This is a genomic window from Nonomuraea basaltis, assembly GCF_005893125.1.
GTDB classification, from domain to species: Bacteria; Actinomycetota; Actinomycetes; order Streptosporangiales; family Streptosporangiaceae; genus Nonomuraea; species Nonomuraea basaltis.
Genome location: NZ_VCJS01000027.1, coordinates 29,428 through 46,532, shown reverse-complemented (window position 1 = coordinate 46,532; position 17,105 = coordinate 29,428). Strand labels below are relative to the sequence as shown.

The 17,105-nt window shown below is 70.4% G+C and carries 12 protein-coding genes and 1 pseudogene; 10 read left to right on the top strand and 3 right to left on the bottom strand.

Annotated features, from left to right (window positions below; genetic code table 11):
- Positions 1–124 precede the first annotated feature (124 nt).
- The 6 genes and pseudogenes from EJK15_RS15555 to EJK15_RS78450 all read left to right on the top strand — a co-directional run.
- Complete coding sequence (locus tag EJK15_RS15555) at positions 125–2,287, top strand: carbohydrate-binding protein (protein ID WP_138711138.1); 2,163 nt, start codon at positions 125–127, stop codon at positions 2,285–2,287.
- A 75-nt stretch (positions 2,288–2,362) separates the two neighbouring features.
- On the top strand, positions 2,363–4,465 hold the full coding sequence (locus tag EJK15_RS15550) for a glycoside hydrolase family 36 protein (protein ID WP_138711137.1): 2,103 nt from the start codon (positions 2,363–2,365) through the stop codon (positions 4,463–4,465).
- A 52-nt stretch (positions 4,466–4,517) separates the two neighbouring features.
- On the top strand, positions 4,518–5,843 hold the full coding sequence (locus EJK15_RS15545) for an ABC transporter substrate-binding protein (protein WP_138711136.1): 1,326 nt from the start codon (positions 4,518–4,520) through the stop codon (positions 5,841–5,843).
- A 10-nt stretch (positions 5,844–5,853) separates the two neighbouring features.
- Entirely contained in the window at positions 5,854–6,762 is a 909-nt protein-coding gene (locus EJK15_RS15540; RefSeq protein ID WP_171074325.1) for a carbohydrate ABC transporter permease, read from the top strand.
- On the top strand, positions 6,759–7,586 hold the full coding sequence (locus EJK15_RS15535) for a carbohydrate ABC transporter permease (protein ID WP_138711135.1): 828 nt from the start codon (positions 6,759–6,761) through the stop codon (positions 7,584–7,586). The genes EJK15_RS15540 and EJK15_RS15535 overlap by 4 nt, the downstream gene beginning before the upstream one ends.
- Positions 7,587–7,595: 9 nt before the next feature.
- Positions 7,596–7,682 (top strand): annotated as a pseudogene (locus tag EJK15_RS78450) (hypothetical protein); the annotation flags it as partial.
- 80 nt (positions 7,683–7,762) lie between these two features.
- On the opposite strand, the gene EJK15_RS15530 reads toward EJK15_RS78450, so the two are convergent.
- A complete protein-coding gene (locus EJK15_RS15530; protein ID WP_138711134.1) occupies positions 7,763–9,076 on the bottom strand; it encodes an FAD-binding oxidoreductase in 1,314 nt (437 codons plus the stop codon).
- Between the two features lie 514 nt (positions 9,077–9,590).
- Between EJK15_RS15530 and EJK15_RS15525 the strand changes: the two genes are divergently transcribed.
- The 4 genes from EJK15_RS15525 to EJK15_RS15510 all read left to right on the top strand — a co-directional run bounded on the left by EJK15_RS15525 (position 9,591) and on the right by EJK15_RS15510 (position 14,629).
- A complete protein-coding gene (locus tag EJK15_RS15525; RefSeq protein WP_206060865.1) occupies positions 9,591–10,655 on the top strand; it encodes a hypothetical protein in 1,065 nt (354 codons plus the stop codon).
- Positions 10,655–12,010 (top strand): hypothetical protein, encoded by a 1,356-nt coding sequence (locus tag EJK15_RS15520; protein WP_138711133.1) that lies wholly within the window; start codon positions 10,655–10,657, stop codon positions 12,008–12,010. The genes EJK15_RS15525 and EJK15_RS15520 overlap by 1 nt, the downstream gene beginning before the upstream one ends.
- Entirely contained in the window at positions 12,007–12,393 is a 387-nt protein-coding gene (locus EJK15_RS15515) for a hypothetical protein (RefSeq protein WP_138711132.1), read from the top strand. The genes EJK15_RS15520 and EJK15_RS15515 overlap by 4 nt, the downstream gene beginning before the upstream one ends.
- Before the next feature lie 166 nt (positions 12,394–12,559).
- Positions 12,560–14,629, top strand: coding sequence for an alpha-glucuronidase (locus EJK15_RS15510; RefSeq protein ID WP_138711131.1), 2,070 nt, complete (start codon positions 12,560–12,562; stop codon positions 14,627–14,629).
- 73 nt (positions 14,630–14,702) lie between these two features.
- Here EJK15_RS15510 and EJK15_RS15505 read toward each other — a convergent pair whose 3' ends face one another.
- Positions 14,703–15,389, bottom strand: a complete 687-nt coding sequence (locus EJK15_RS15505; protein ID WP_138711130.1) for a DUF624 domain-containing protein — start codon at positions 15,387–15,389, stop codon at positions 14,703–14,705.
- Between the two features lie 40 nt (positions 15,390–15,429).
- Positions 15,430–17,067 (bottom strand): ABC transporter substrate-binding protein, encoded by a 1,638-nt coding sequence (locus EJK15_RS15500; protein ID WP_138711129.1) that lies wholly within the window; start codon positions 17,065–17,067, stop codon positions 15,430–15,432.
- Between the last annotated feature and the right edge of the window lie 38 nt (positions 17,068–17,105).

Here is a 17,105-nt window from a genome sequence, read left to right as displayed (position 1 = left end):
GGTAACACCCCCTTTTTCTTCTCGATGTGACCGTTCACACTCATGCAGCAAGTACATGTGACCGGTCACATCAGCGTCTCCACGTACCCCCCGAGGGCGAGAGCCCCAGCACGTAAGGAGCGCCATGAGGAGGAACCATGCTTGGTCCGCGGCCCTGGCAGCGGCCATCGTGATCAGCGTGCTACCCGCGACCCAAGGCGCCGCCGCGGCCGCGCCGTCCCAGCTCGTCGTCGACCTCGCCACCCAGACCGGCCCGCTGCGCTACGGCGCCACCGGCTTCCTGTACGGGCTCGGCGACGAGGGCATCCCGAACGAGACCATGCTCGCCGCGCTCAAGCCCCAGGTCACCGCCCAGAAGGCGCCCGACGGCCTGCAGCATCCGAACGGCGACGCGCTCAAGGTGGCCCCGATGTTCAAGCGGGCGGGCGGCCGTGACATCCAGATCTACATGCAGGACATCTACAAGCAGTGGCCGTACGACAACCTCGGCATCAACGACTACCTGGCCAAGGTGGACACGATGACCAGGAAGGTCGTCGCCGACCCGTACCGCACCTCGTACGTGTACGTCCCGTTCAACGAGCCCGACCAGATCTGGTACGGCGGCAACCTGACCGGTTTCCTCAACGACTACCGGACCGTCTACCGGCGGATCCGCTCCATCGACCCCGGCGCCCGCATCGCCGGCCCGAACTTCGCCGCCTACCGCTCGGCCGACCTGCGCGAGTTCATGCGGTTCGCCCGCGACAACAACGTGCTGCCCGACGTGACGACGTGGCACGAACTGGGCGACGACTTCTTCACCGGCTGGCACCAGCACTACGCCGACTACCGGGCGATCGAGAGCAGCCTGGGCATCAGTCAGCGCCCCATCACGATCAACGAATACGGCCGATTCTCCGGCGATCTCGGCGTGCCGGGCAACCTGGTGCAGTTCGTGGCCAAGTTCGAGAACAGCAAGGTCGACGGCTGCCTGGCGTACTGGACGACGGCCGGCGGGCTCAACGACCTGGTCACCAGGAACAACCAGGCGACCGGCGGCTGGTGGCTGTACAAGTGGTACGGCGAGCTGACCGGCACGACCGTCGCCGTCACCCCGCCCGCGCCGGGCGGCTCTCTGCAGGGCGTGGCGGCGCTCGACCCGGCCAAGAGGCAGGCCCGCGTGATCTTCGGGGGCAACAACCCGGCGAGCGGCACCTATGACACGAACCTGCTGGTCAAGGGCATCCCGTCCTCCCTGGGTGGCACGGTCCACGCCACCGTCTGGGGCGTCGACAACACCGGCCTGAACCCCTCCCCCGGCCCGTACCGGGTCAGCGAGAGCGACTTCACCGCCTCCGGCGGTCAGATCACGATCCCGTTGACCGGTCTGAAGGGCGCGTCGGCGTACCACGTGATCGTGACCCCGGACAAGGACCTGTCCCAGGCGGGGTCGCCGCAGCGGTACGAGGCCGAGTACGCCGCCCTGGCCGGCTCCGCCCGCGTCACCTACGGCTCGAACACCGGCTACTCGGGCACGTCGTTCTCCGAGGGGTACGGCGGCAGCACCACCGCGAGCACCAGGTTCGTGGTGACCGCGGCGGCCGACGGCTACGTCAACGTGGCCCTGCGCTACTCGGCGGGCCCGTACACCGGCGCGCCGGCCACCCGCTCGGTGCGGATGCGGCTCAACGGCTCCGATCTCACCGACGTCGCGCTGCCCGGCACCGCCGACTGGAACACCTGGAACACGGTCACCACGAAGGTGTTCCTGACGGCCGGCATCAACCGGATCGACGTCAACGCCTTCGCCGCCGACGACCGGGACGCGGTCAACATCGACTACGTCGACCTCACGCCCACGACCGGTACCATCGCTTCCTACCAGGCCGAATCCCCCGCCAACACGCTGGGCGGCGCCGCCAGGGTGGCGTCCAACCCGGCGGCGTCGGGCGGCGCGTACGTCGGCTACATCGGCGCCGGCGCGGCCAACACGCTGCGCTTCAACAACGTGTCCGTCCCGGCGGCCGGTCGCTACCGCATGGTCGTCACCTACGCCAACGGCGAGCTGGGCGAGGGCGCAACCAACTACAACTCCAACATCGTCGACCGCTACGCCGACGTCGCCGTCAACGGCGGTCCGGCCGTGAGGCACTCCTTCCGCAACACGCTGGGCTGGTCGAACTACCGCACCACGGTCATGGACGTGGTCCTGGCCGCGGGCGCGAACACGATCACGTTCGGCAACGCCTCGGCCGGCTACGCGCCCGACATCGACCTCATCCAGATCGCCGCACCGCTCGGCTGAAACGCGCCAAGAGATCAACGGCAAAGAGATCAACGGCAAAGAGATCAACGACAAAGGACAAAGAGGAGCAGCAGCTTGAAGCCAACGAACACCAGCGTGGTCTGGGGCCATCCGAGCCTCCGGGTCGTGCTGGACGTCTCCCCCGACGGCCCGGTCGGCGTGCGGTCGCTGTCGGCCGGCGGCGCCGCGCCGCGCCCGAGGACGACGCAGCCGCTGGTGGAGCTGCTGCTCCCCGGCGCGGGGCGGGCACGCTCCGCGCACCGCTTCTCCCAGACGGCCGCCGGTGTCCGCCTGGCCTACCGGGGCTGCGAGCAGAGCAGGGACGGTCAGTGGCACGTCCTGCGGATGGACCTGCACGACGCGGCGAGCGGGCTGGACGCCGAGGTGTTCTTCCGCTCGGCCGACGGGGTGCCGGCGTTCCAGGTCTGGACGCGGGTGACCAACCGCGGCCAGGAGCCGGCGCTGCTGCTCGCCGTCACCTCGTTCGCCGCCTCCTTCGCGGGCGGCTCGGTGGAGTCCACGGACGTGCTGCGCGCCGACAGCGAATGGCTCGGCGAGAGCCGCTGGACCCGGGAGCCGCTGCGCGCGGGCGCCGTACCCGATCTGCATCTGGCCGCGCACGGGCAGGACGGCCGCGGCGTGCTCGCGGTGGTCAGCACCGGCACCTGGTCCACCGGCACCCACCTGCCCACGGGCGGGCTCGTCGACCGTGACGGCGGGCAGGCGTGGCTGTGGCAGATCGAGCACAACGGCCCGTGGCGATGGGAGGTGGGTGAACGGCTCGACGGCGCCTACGTCGCGCTGCTCGGCCCGAACGACCTCGACCACCAGTGGCAGCAGTGGCTGGCGCCGGGAGAGTCGTTCACCACGGTGCCGGTGTCGGTCGCGGTGTCCGGCGAGGGCCTCGACGGCGCCGCGGCCGCGCTCACCGCGCACCGGCGGGCGATCGTCCGGCCGCATCCCGACCGGGAGGCGCTGCCCGTGGTGTTCAACGACTACATGAACACGCTGATGGGCGACCCGACCACGGCCAAGCTGCTGCCCCTGATCGAGGCCGCCGCCTCCGCCGGCGCCGAGGTGTTCTGCGTGGACGCCGGCTGGTACGACGACGGCGGCGCCTGGTGGGACAGCGTCGGCGAGTGGCAGCCGTCGCAGAGCCGGTTCCCGCGCGGCATCGAGGAGGTCCTCGGCCACATCCGCGAGCTCGGCCTGGTGCCGGGCCTGTGGCTGGAGCCGGAGGTGATCGGGGTACGCAGCCCCATGGCGGACAAGCTGCCGCCCGAGGCGTTCCTGCAGCGCGGCGGCGTACGGCTGGCCGAGCACGGCCGCTACCACCTCGACCTGCGCCATCCGCGCGCGGTCGCGCACCTGGACCAGGTCGTGGACCGGCTGGTGGAGGAGCTGGGCGTCGGCTACTTCAAGCTCGACTACAACATCGATCCGGGCGCCGGCACCGACCTGGACGCCGGCAGCGCGGGTGCCGGGCTGCTGGGGCACAACCGCGCGCACCTGGCGTGGCTGGACGGGGTGCTGGCCCGCCATCCCGGCCTGATCCTGGAGAACTGCGCGTCCGGCGCCATGCGCATGGACTACGCGCTGCTGTCCAGGATGCAGTTGCAGTCCACCAGCGACCAGCAGGACCCGCGCCTGTATCCGCCGGTCGCGGTGGCGGCGCCCCTGTCGATCCTGCCGGAGCAGTCGGCGAGCTGGGCCTACCCGCAGCCCGGCATGTCCGACGAGGAGATCGCGTTCACCCTGTGCACGGGCATGCTGGGGCGGCTGTACCTGTCCGGGCGCCTGGACGGGATGTCGGCCGCGCAGCTCGACTCCGTGCGCGACGCCGTGCGCGTCCACCAGGAGATGCGCGCGGACCTGGCGCGGGCCACGCCGCTGTGGCCGCTCGGGCTGCCGCGCTGGGACGACCCGTGGCTGGCCCTCGCCCTGCGCGCCGGGGAGGACACCTACCTCGGGGTGTGGCGGCGGGACGGCGGCGCGCCGCCGGTCCGGCTGGAGCTGCCGCACCTGGCCGGCCGCCCGGTCGAGATCGACGTCAGCTACCCGCGGCACCTGCCGTCCTGGGAACGCGCCTGGGACCCCGGCACCGGCACACTGACCCTCACGCCCAGCGGCGACGAGCCGCTGTCCGCCCGGATCCTCCACCTCCGACCTACTCGATGAAGCCTCCTGGTCCGCCGATCGCGGGCCACCGATCACCCCTTGAGAGATCAGCATGAACAAGAGATGGACAGCCGTCGCCGGTGTGGCGGCGCTCGCGCTCGGGCTCACCGCCTGCAGCGACCCCTCCGTCGAGACCCCGGACGCGAGCGCCGGCACGGCCGCCGCCGCGACCTGGGCCGACCCACAGGCCAAGCTCGACGGCGTCAAGCTGACGATCTGGGCCGCGCAGAACAGCAACACCATGCCCAAGAAGGTCATCGAGGGCTTCCGGCAGGCGACCGGCGCCACGGTCGAGGTCGTCACGATCCCGGACCCCTACGAGCAGGGCATCCAGACCAAGGTCGCCACCGGTGACAAGCCCGACCTGGCCTTCTGGCAGCCCACCGCGTCCATGCTGACCGCGATCAACGCGAAGACGAACCTCCAGCCGCTCGACGACGCGCCGTGGCTGCCGCAGCTGGCGCCGGACCTGCGCGACATCACCGGCATCCTGGACGGCGCCCGGTACGCCGCGCTGATCACCAGCCCGGCCGTCGAGGGCGTCTATTACAACAAGGAGGTCTTCGCCGCCAACAAGATCACCGAGACGCCCAAGAGCTTCGGCGAGATGGTGGAGCTGGCGCGCACGCTCAAGGGCAAGGGCGTCACCCCGTTCTTCGAGATGGCCGCCGACAAGTGGGCCACCCAGTGGTGGGTGCAGGTCCAGCTCGCCGACGCCGCCAAGGACGGCCTCTGGGAGCAGATCAACACCGGCAAGGAGACGTTCGGCGGACCTGCCGTGCTCGGGGCGATCAAGACGTACAAGTCGCTGATCGACGAGGGGCTGTTCAACGCCGACATCAAGACGGCCAAGTTCGAGGACCAGGGCGCGGCGCTGCTGTCCGGCAAGGCCGCGATGGTGGTGCAGGTCAACTCGTTCTTCGGGCAGTTGCAGGCCACGGCGGACACCGCGACGCTGGACAAGAAGATCGGGTTCTTCCCGATCTCGCCGTCGGGCAACGTGGGCACGTTCATTCCCGACCAGTCCAACGCGCTGGTGGCGTTCAAGACCGGGGACGCCAAGCGGGAGGCCGCGGCGCGGCAGCTGCTGGCGTACTGGATGGGGCCCGGCTACAAGGACTTCGTCGCCGACCGCAACACGGTGTCGCTGCAGCCTTCGGTGCCCAGCCCGGAGGGCGTGCCGCAGGCGCTGCTCGACGTGCACGCCTCGCTGCCGGCGTCCGTGGGGTCGATGCAGGCGCTGGCGGTCGCCAACCCCGACCTGTACCTCAACCTCTCCGACATGATCACCGGGACCCTGACGCCGGAGAAGGTCGCCTCGGCCACGCAGGAGCAGTTCGCGCAGCTCGCCAAGGCGGCCGGGGCGCCCGGATTCTAGGGAACGACACATGCTGACGACCGCGCGGGCGGGCACCGCCCGCCCGCCCGCGACCCGCAGCAGGCCGGCCATCCGGCGGCGAACGCACCCCATGTGGTTCATGGGGCCCGCGTTCGCCATCCTGCTGCTGTTCTTCTTCCTGCCGACCCTGTTCAACTTCATCTACGCCTTCACCGACTGGTCGGGTTTCAAGAGCGAGATCCGGCCGGTCGGCGTGGACAACTTCACCGACCTGGCCTCCAACGGCACGCTGTTCCGCTCGCTGCGGGTCACGGTGGTGTACGCGGTGCTGGTGGCGATCTTCCAGAACGCGTTCGGCTTCGGCCTGGCCGTGCTGCTCGAACGCGACACCTGGCTCAACCGGGTCGCCCGGGTGTTCTTCCTCATCCCGGTGCTGATGTCCGCGCTGGCCGTCGGCTACATCTTCCAGGCCCTGCTCAAGCCGACCGGCGCCGTGAACCAGCTCCTGGGGATCGACTACGCCTGGCTGGGCGACACGACGTGGACGATCGTGATCGTGGCGCTGATCCACTCGTGGAAGTGGATGGGGCTGACGATGCTCATCTACCTGGCCGGGCTGAAGACGATCCCCGAGGACGTCATCGAGGCCGCCAGGATCGACGGGGCGTCGCGGTGGCGTACGTTCTGGACCGTCCGCTTCCCGCTGCTGGCGCCCGCGATCACGTTCAATGTCGCGACGGCGCTGCTGGGGTCGATGAACGGCTTCGACGTCGCCCAGGCCACCACGGGCGGAGGGCCGGCCCGCACGACGGAGATCCTGAACATCTTCATCTACCGCACCTTCGGGCAGGGCCTGTTCGCGCAGGCCACGACGATGAGCCTGGTGCTGTTCCTGCTGGTGGCCCTCATGGCCTTCCCGGTCATCTACGTCCTTCGCAAGCGGGAGGAGATCCTATGAGCGACTCTCAGGTGTGGCGGCGCTTGCAGCCGGTGATCACGCCCGTCCTGGTGATGGTCGCCATCGGCATCCCGCTGTGGCTGGTGCTGGTGACGGCGGCCAAGTCGCGCGGCGAGGCGCTGAACCCGGACCTGTCGCTGCCCACCGAGTGGCACCTGCTGGAGAACCTGCGGCAGGTGTGGGTGGAGGGCGAGGTGCTGCCGGCGTCGCTGGGCAGCCTGCTCGTGGTCGTGCCCTCCGTGCTCGGGGTGCTGCTGTTCGGGTCGATGGCCGCCTGGATCCTGGCGCGCCGCGCCACCCGGCTGAACGCGGTCCTGTACGCGCTGGCGATCAGTGGCATCGTGCTGCCGCCCGCCGTGGTGACCGTGGTGCTGCTGCTACGCCAGCTCGGCCTGGCCGGCACCGCGGTCGGGATGATCGGCGTCTACATGGGCATCTACATGTCCACGGTGATCTTCTTCGTCACCGGCTTCGTCCGGACGATCCCCGCGTCGCTGGAGGAGGCGGCGCAGATGGACGGGGCGGGTCCGATGAAGGTGTTCTGGCTGGTGGTGCTGCCGCTGCTCCGGCCGGTGCTGGCCACGGCGACCATCCTGGTCTGCCTGTACGTGTGGAACGACGTCTTCTACGCCTTCTTCGTCATCGGCGGCCGGGTGGACACGCTGCCGCTGAACCTGTTCCGGGTGGCCAGCGCAGGCCTCTACCTGAACAACTGGCACCTCATCTTCGCCTACGTGGTGGTGATGAGCCTGCCGCTGATCGCGGTGTTCGCCGTCGCCCAGCGGAAGATCATCTCGGGTATCACCAGCGGCGCTGTCAAATAGCTCGCCCACCTGCACGGACGCCTCGACGGCAGCCTGCACGCGCTGCTGCGCGAGCAGGACGCCGCCGAGGTCGTGAAGACGTGCTGGGGCGAGCCGCACCCGGTGGTCCTCCTGGCCGGCACGGGGAGGGCCGGGCACGCTTGGTCACGCCGGCACGGGAAGTCGGCCCCGCTTGGTCACGCCACCACGGGGAAGTTGGCGCGCAGCACGTTGTGCGGGTCGCGGGCGCGCTTGATCTCCCGCAGCCTGGCGATCGTCTCCTCGGAGAAGGCCGCCGCCGCCCGCTCTCCCCGCGTCAGCATCGTGTACGGCTTGCGCCCGCTGACGCTCGCGCCGAGCCCCTCGGCGACACCGGCCTGCTTGGCGCCCACGGCAGCGGACAGCTCCGGGTTGAGCGCCAGCCCGAGCATGTAGAGCAGGTACGGCTCCGCCACCGGACCGCTCGGCCCCGCGCCGGGACGGGAGGCGGCCAGCGCACCGCCCAGGTGCCTGATCTGGAGGCCGATCAGCGGCTCGATCGGCTGACCCACCAGGATCTCGATCGCGGCGTCGTCCAGCCCGGTCAGCAGCTCCGCCCGCGAGCGGCCGGGCGCCGGGTCGGTGGGCTCGGCGGTGATGTCGCCCAGGTTCGCCACGGCGACCGGGCCCCTCTTGTCGGCGATCACGTCGTCGATCTTGTCCAGGCGGGCCAGCAGCGTCCGCCCCTCGGCCTCGTCGCCGAGGAAGGCGACGTCGAGCGCGACCATGGGCGGCGCCTGCGGGAACTGCAGCCGGTTGAACCAGACGGCCAGCTCGTCCGGGGCCTCGTCGGTGATCTCCAGGAAGGCGTCGAACACCTCGCGGGTGCGGTGGCCGGGCCACATCACGCGGCCGCCGTACAGGCTGGGGGCCGGGTACAGGCCGAACTCGACGGCGGTCACCAGCGCGAAGTCGCCGCCTCCGCCGCGCAGCGCCCAGAACAGGTCGGGGTCGGAGTCCGCCGTGATCTTCGCATGCTCGCCGCCGGCGGTGACGACGTCGAAGGCCCGCACGCTGTCGGCGGCGAAGCCGTGCTTGCGGCTGAACCAGCTCACGCCGCCGCCCAGGGTGTAGCCCGTCACGCTCACGACGGGGCTGCTCCCCGCCAGTCCGGTCAGCCCGTGCGACCCGGCCGCCGCCAGCACCTGCCCCCACTTGGCGCCCGCCCCTACGCGGGCGGTCCGCTCTTCGGGGTTCACCTCGACACCGTCCAGCCTGCCGGTACGCAGCAGGATCACACCGTCGGTGTCGCCGGAGGCACCGTGGCCGCTCGGCTGGGCGCTCACCGCCAGGCCGGACCGGCGGGCGTACCTGGCGACGGCCGCCACGTCGTCGACGCCCGCGACCTCGACGACGGCGGCCACCGGTTGCTCCACCGACAGGTTCCATGCCTTGGACGCCTGCTCGAACCCGTCGTCGCCGGGCAGCAGCACCCGGCCGTCGACGGCGCTGCGCAGGTCGGTGTTCGTCATCTCACAAGCTCCTCTTAGGGATGCGGACGCGGTCGCGCCCTTCGCGTGGTTCCGGTTCAGCGGACCCAGTCTGCCGGGATCCACCGCTATGACGGGGCACGAGGGGAAAACGTGACAGGCCCGGCCAAAAAGATTCCGGCGCTTCGCCCGCCCTCCGCCCGGTGCCGTCGCCTCCCCGCACCTCGCGGCCGCCGCACCGCGCGCTCCGTCGAAGAGGGCCGGCTTCTTCTGATGAGCGGTGCTCTCGGCCCGTGGCGGTGACGTGGAGTGCATCGACTCTTCGAAATCTGTCACCGAAGTTATCAACATTGTGTTATTCGGCGTCACCCTCGGCATATGGAAAACGCAGTGCGATATCGCCATTACCCAAAGCCACACTCGGGCTTGAAATTGGATTCCCCGATTCTCCATCGCGTCTGGAAAGATCGATGTCGTAGAAGGGAGGCCTGAGGTGGCTTTGGCAAATGCCGGCTTACGGCGATTACTGGCGGACACGGGGGAGCCACGTGAGTGGGTGTCACCCCGTACAGACCTCATCACGGCATTGCTCGGAGTATGGTTCGGCATCGGGCTGATGATCGACGCCTGGGCGCACACCAATCTCACCGAGCTGGAGACGTTCTTCACGCCCTGGCACGCGGCGTTCTACTCGGGCTTCGCGGCCGTCTCCGGCTGGATCATCTGGCAGGTGTGGCGGAATGTCAGGACCGGCCGGCAGGGGCTGGCGGCGGTGCCCCAGGGCTATCTGGCCGGGCTCGTCGCGGTGCCCGTGTTCGCCGCCTTCGGCTTCGCCGACCTGATGTGGCACACCCTGCTCGGCATCGAGACGAGCACCGACATCCTGTTCAGCCCGTCGCATCTCGGGCTGATCTCGACGATGATCCTGATCCTCACCACGCCGCTCCGCTCCGCCTGGAACGCCCCCGACGTGGGCGCGCGGCCGTCGCTCGGCCGGCTGCTCCCGGCGCTGATCGGGCTCGCGTTCGCGACCACGCTGGTGTCGCTGTTCCTGTCGTACGGCGACGCCATGCAGTGGCGCGCCGTACGCATCGTCGAGGCGTTCTCCAACCTGGACGACCCGGGCGCCGACCGGCTCGCGACCACGCTGGCCCTCACCAACGTCGTGCTGCTCGCCCCCGTGCTGCTGGTGGTACGCCGGTGGCGGCTGCCGTTCGGCAGCGTGACCCTCATGTACGCGGTGGCCGTCCTGATGCCGGGCGCGCAGACGGAGTTCGAGAACGTGTCGATCCTGCTGGCGGTCGTGGCCGCGGGTGTCGTGAGCGACCTGCTGATCCGGTGGCTGCGCCCGTCGGCCGCGAGGCGGAACGCCTACTGGGCCTTCGCCGGGTTGTCGGCCCTGGCCACGTGGGCGCTGTACATCGGGTTCGCGTCGGCGACGGGCGGCGGGCTGCCCGCGGTGCCCGAGCTGTGGACCGGCGCGCCGATCGTGGCCGGGCTGCTCGGTCTGGTGCTCGGGGCGCTGTTCCTGCCGAACGCCGTGCCGGACTCGGAGGACGCCCTGCCGGACTCGGTCGACGCCGGCGAACCTTCTGAGCGGGCTCCGCTCGGCGGGGGGTGATGGACGTCCTGGCTTCGCAGCGGGCCCGGCTCAGCATGATCCGGCTCCTCTGCCTGGTCGCCGTCCTCGTGCTGGCATGCGCCACCCCGGCCGCGGCGCACAACGTCTCGGCCGGGGCGGATCTGCGGATCGCCCAGACGATCGCGGGCACGGAGCTCACGGTGGTGATCAAGGGGACGGCGCGGGTCCCAGGACCGCTGCGGATCGGCGTCATCGCCTTCCAGCCGGTCGCCGATCTCCCGGTCGCCCTGGAGGTCCGGTCGGTCGAGGACGGCCGCACGGTGACGGGCGTGACCGGGGCGGCGGCGCGCGAGCCGCAGTACGCCCAGCTCAGGGTGGAGCGGACCGGCCCGCACGAGCTCAAGCTGCGGGCGGGGAACGAGGTCGCCGTGGTGCCGTTCCGCGTCCTCGTGGAGCGCGGGTCCGGGGCGGAGTTCCTGATCTACGGCGGCCTCTTCGTGACCGGGCTGCTGCTGGTGGGCGGCCTGCTCACCGGGGCGCTGGCCCGGCGGAACACGGCCATGCTGCTGTCCGGCGGCGCGGCCGTCGGGGTGACGGTGGCCGTCATGGTCATCGTCTTCGAGCCGATGCTGCCCGCCGGGCCGCCCGACGGCGCCGCGCCCGTGGCCGAGACACAGGCGGGCGGGCGCCCGTTCGCGCAGGGGCGGGTGGAGACGGCGCCGGCGCGCCCGGCCGCGGGAGAGGAGTTCACCTTGCGCGTCCATCTCACCGACGGGTCCACCGGGCGGCCCGTGGACGACCTCGCCGTTCACCACGAGGCGCTCGCCCACGTGATCGTCACCAGCGAGGACGGGCGGTACTTCCGCCATGTGCACCCGCTGCGCACGGCACCCGGCCGGCTGGAGGTCCGGATGCGGGCCGACCGTCCCGGCCGGTATCTTGCACACGCCGAGCTGGAGCGCGAGGACTCCGGCGGGCAGCTCATCACCACGCGATTCAGCGTGGGCGGCGATGGCGCGGGTGATGGCTCGGAGGCGTCCGGAGCCGGTGACCGCGATCCCGCGGCGTCCCAAGCCACCGGCGGCGAGTCGGCTGCGCCGCCGCGGTTGCAGCCCGCCGCTCCCGTCGCGGGCCGCCCGGCGACGATCGAGCTCGACGCCACGGGCACCGTGCGGCCCTGGCTGGGCATGGCCGGCCACCTGATCGTACGCAGCCAGGACGGGGCCCTCCTCGGCCACGTGCACGAGATGGGCTCGTCCGGCACCCGGCTGCGCTTCACCTTCAGCTTTCCCGAGGCGGGGCGGTATCTCGCCTGGGCGCAGTACGCCCTGGCCGACCGGATCGTGACCGTGCCGTTCACCGTCGACGTCAAGGCATCGGAGACACTTCGATGAGGCGGGCCGTGATCGCCGTCGCCCTGGTGGTGGCGGCGCTGGCGGTCTTCGTCGTCGGCCGGAGCCTGGCGGGCGAGCCCTTCCAGGCGAGCTCTGTGGGAACGCGCTACGCCGCCACCGTCCTGATCGACAGGCCCACGACGGGCCGCGCCTCGGTCGAGGTGCGGCTGGACTCCGGCGATCCGGACACGGTGGCCGTCTCGGCGGTGATGTCCAGCATGGGGCACACCACGCCCGAGGTCGCCGCCCGTGAGCTGGAGCCCGGTCGCTTCCTGGCCGAGGGCGAGCTGTTCCCCATGACCGGAGCCTGGGAGCTGTCGATCCGGCTGGACGGGCCCGCGGGCGAAGAGGTGCTCGTCGTCAACACACTGATCACCGGCTAGACGACCATCCCGGCCGGCGCTGGTCGAGAACGGCTACCGGCTGCCGCTCGGCTCCAACCCGAAGTACATCCCGGTCATCGAGCAGGCGATGCGGCAGCTCCGCCCGGCGGCGTACCTGGGCGTCAAGGACGAGGGGTTCATGGTCGGCCTGGTATGACCGCTGATCATGGATTTCGGTAGATTCTCCGTGACGGCCTGGCCTGCCCAATCGGAGGAGTTCGTGATCATTCCTGAGCCGACCGGCGTGCACGCGGCGTGGCTTCCGCCGGAGGCGTTCCGGGCGATCGGTTCCCGGAGCGTCATCGTGTGCGACGACGGGACCGTGCACGACGAGGTGGCCCAGGCCTGCGCCCGGTTCGGCGGCAGCGTGCGCCGGACCGGCGGCGAACCCGCCGGCCTCGTGCTCGCTGTCTCCACCGCCGAGCCCCTGCCGGCCGCCGCGCAGGCGGTCAAGGCCGAGGCCGGGCCGGCCGGCGAGGAGGGTTTCGTGCTCGCCCGCCGCGACGGCGTCACGGTGGTGCTCGCCGACGACCCGGCCGGCCTGCTCTACGGCCTGTTCCACGTGGTCAGGCTCGGCGAGTCCGCGTTCGGCCCGGCGCTGCCGGCGGAGCGGCACCGGCCGGCGATGCGGCGGCGCATGCTCGACCACTGGGACAACATCGACGTGCATCCGGTGATGGGCCAGGTCGAGCGCGGCTACTCGGGCGGGTCGATCTTCTGGCGGGACGGCGTGCTGCGCGACGACCTGACACGGGTGCGGGCCTACGGGCGGCTGCTGGCCGCGTGCGGGATCAACGCGGTCGCGGTCAACAACGTGAACGTGCACGCCACGGAGGCCCATCTGCTGACGGACCGGCTCGGAGAGGTCGCCGCGATCGCCGCGGAGCTGCGCCCGTACGGGATCAGGGTGCACCTGTCGGTCAACTTCGCCTCCCCCATCGCGCTCGGCGGGCTGCCGGCCGCCGACCCGCTCGACGCGGCCGTGCGGGAGTGGTGGGCGCGGACCACCGAGCGGGTGTACGCGACGATCCCCGACTTCGGCGGCTACGTGGTGAAGGCCGATTCGGAGGGGCAGCCGGGCCCGTTCGCGTACGAGCGCACCCATGCCGACGGCGCCAACATGCTCGCCGACGCGCTGGCGCCGCACGGCGGGGTCGTGCACTGGCGGGCCTTCGTCTACAACCACCGGCAGGATTGGCGCGACCGGTCGACCGACAGGGCCCGCGCGGCTTATGACCACTTCGCCCCACTCGACGGTGCGTTCCGCGACAACGCGATCCTGCAGGTCAAGTACGGCCCGATGGACTTCCAGGCGCGCGAGCCGGTGTCACCGGTGATCGCGGCGATGCCGGCGACCCGGCTGGCGGTGGAGCTGCAGGTGACGCAGGAGTACACCGGCCAGCAGAAGCACATGTGCTACCTGGCTCCGATGTGGAGCGACGTGCTCGGGTTCGGTCTGTGGGGCCCGGACGGTCCCAGCGTGGCCGATGTGGCGGTCAAGGGCGGCGTGGTCGCGGTCTCCAACGTGGGCGACGACCCGTACTGGACGGGCCACCCCCTCGCCCAGGCCAATCTGTACGCCTTCGGCCGGCTGGCCTGGGACCCGCGCCTGGCTCCCGCGGCCATCCTGGACGAGTGGATCGACCTCACGTTCGCCCCGGCCCCCGAGCCGCTGCGGCGCACGCTGCACGCGATGATGGACGGCTCCTGGCGGACCTATGAGCGTTACACGGCGCCGTTGGGCGTCGGCTTCATGGTCCGGCCAGGACATCACTACGGGCCGGATGTGGACGGCTACGAGTACACGCCGTGGGGGACCTACCACTTCGCCGACCGGGACGGCATCGGCGTGGACCGCACCCGCGCGACCGGGACCGGCTGCGCCGGCCAGTATCCGGAGCCGTGGTCGGATGTCTACGAGTCCCTCGAGCAGTGCCCGGACGAGCTGCTGCTGTTCTTCCACCACGTGCCTTACGGGCATGTGCTGCACAGCGGCTCGACCGTCATCCAGCACATCTACGACACCCACTTCGCCGGGGCGGAGGAGGTGGCCGCGATCCGGCTGCACTGGGACAAGCTGGAGGGCGCCGGGCTGGTGGACCCGGCGCTCTACGCCCGCGTGCGGGAGCGGCTCGACGAGCAGCTCCGCTGCGCCGAGGAATGGCGCGACCAGATCAACGCCTACTTCTTCCGCAAGTCAGGGGTGCCCGACGCGCACGGCCGGCGCATCCCCTGACCCAGGTCAGCGTCTGATTGCCGAGCTTCGCTCGGAGGGCTGTGACGGATGTCCTCGCTCCGCTGCGGATCCGTCACAGCGTGAACCTCTCCTGGACCTCGGCGATCACCGGACGGCTGTTCCACAGCAGCCCCGCGGCGAACACCGAGGCCAGGAGCGCCGGCAGCAGCTCGGTCGCGAGCATCGTGATGCCCGCCGCCACGATCAGCAGGAACGCGTTGCCCAGGGTCGCCTTCGGGTGGCGCATGAGGAAGTACACGGCCAGCCGGGCGACGTCAACGGCCCGGAACTCGAACAGCGACGTGATCACCAGCGCGTGGCCGGCCCACAGGGTCGCCGCCACCGCGACGAGAACCAGCAGCACCGCCCACCAGCCGGGTACGCCGGCGGCGGCGAAGTTCGCCAGGTTCGTCCCGATGACGGCAAGCCCTGCCAGCCACGGGACCCAGATCTTCAGCACCCCGCGCAGGTTGATCTTGTATCCGCGCCAGAACGCCGCCGCCGGGTGGAGGTCGGTCAGGTCACGGCTGCGGCGGCGCAGCGCGTACAGGGCGGCGGAAAGGGCCGGGCCGAGCGGCAGCGCGCAGGCCGCGGCCAGCGGGACGTTGGCCGCGTCGCGGTCGAGCAGGGTGAGCCCGGCCAGGCCCGGCGCGGTCGCGACCAGGAAGAGGAACTCGGCCACCAGCAGGTTGTAGATCAGCGCGGCGGCGCGCGAGAGTGGTCCCTCGCCGAACCGCCGTGCGGCCGTCATCTCGCTCATCGGGTCTCCTCTCCCAGGCCGTGCCCACGGTCCGCATCGGTCAGCCGTGGTCCTTCTTGAACCGCTCGTAGGCGGTGTTGACCATGCTGACGTAGGTGGTCGAGTTCTTGGCCTCCAACTCCTTGACGTAGGCGTCCCACTCGCTCAGGTCGCGCTCGCCGAGGATGAACTTGAGCGTGTTCTGGGTGACGTGGTCCTTCAGCGGCGTCTCCCACAGCGAGACCTGCTCGCGCTCCTCGTCGGTGAACGGGCGCGGCGGATCCACCGGCCACGGCTTCCTGGCGTTCATCACGTTCTGGAACTCCAGCTCCTCCTCGGAGAAGGTGGACTGCAGGAGCTTGGTGGTGCCGCCGTAGGCGAACACTCCGTTGGAGAAGCCGAAGTCCTTCTGCAGGTGCTTGGGCGCCCCGGGGGTGAGGCCGACGAAGTCGACGTCCTTGGCGATCTTGTAGTTGCCGGAGGCGTCCTTGGTGAACGTCGTGCCCTCGACGCCCCACTTGGCGAACTCCTGCCCCTGGTCGGAGTAGTAGAGCCAGTCGATGAACTGCATCATGGCGACGAAGTTCTTGTTCTCCAGGGCCTTCTTGGAGATCATGACGCCGTTCTCGGTGCGGACGCCGATCTTGTAGTCCCCGACCGGGCCCATGGGCACCGGGATCTTGACGAGCTTGGCGCCCTCCACGGTCTTGGTCAGCGTCTCCCGGTGGTCGTTGATGATGGTCTGCGCGTTGGCGCTGATGACGAAGGACTTGCCGGAGTTGAACTTCTGCTTGGCCTGCTCGTCCTGCTGCGTGAAGCTCTCCGGGTCGAGCAGCTTCTCGTCCACCAGCTTGCGCAGATACTCGATCATCTGCTTGTACTGCGGCATGGCGCCGGTGTAGGCGAACTTCCCGGCGGCGGAGTCCCAGACCGCGTGCTGGTACTCCCAGCCGCCCTTGGTCCCGTACGCCTGCGCGACCAGCTTGAGCAGGTTGCCGCCCGGCGTGGGGACGCCCCACCGGTCGGTCATGGGGTAGAGGTCGGGGTATTCCTTCTTCATCGCCTTGAGCACGGTGTACAGCTCGTCCCAGGTCTTCGGGACCTCGAGGCCGAGCTTCTCCAGGATGTCGGTCCTGATCGCCAGGGAGTAGTCGGCCCAGATCTCCTCGTGGAGGCCGGGCAGCAGGTAGAAGCGGCCGTCGGTCTGCCGGAAGGTGTTCAGCTCGGGCTCGAGCCGCCACTTGGCGACCTTGTCCTTGAAGTTCGGCATCAGGTCGAGGTAGTCGCTGACCGGCAGGATGGCGCCGGAGGACACGAACGCCTCTTCGGCCGGGTGGTAGGTCTTCGGGATGATGAGCGGGGCCTGGCCGGAGCCCACCAGCAGGCCGCGCTTCTTCTCGTAGTCGCTGAGCGGGACGGCCAGCGGCTTGATCGTCACGTTGGTCCGCTTGGTGAGCTCCTGCCAGAACAGCCAGTCGTCCTTGTGGGGATAGAACGGGTGGTTGTTGTAGAGCACGTCGAACGAGACCGGCTCGGTGGCCTTGAACTGCTGGTTGACGCCGTAGCTCGCCATCGCGCCCGCCTTGTTCGCGGACACGTCGGCGGCCTTCTTCGGGGCCTCGTCCTCGCCGCAGCCGGCCAGTACGAGGGTGAACGCACCCAGTCCGATGATCGCCTGACGCCGTGAGAGTTCGCGCATTGGGGGATTCCTTTGCCGTGGGTCCGGGGGGGTGGTGA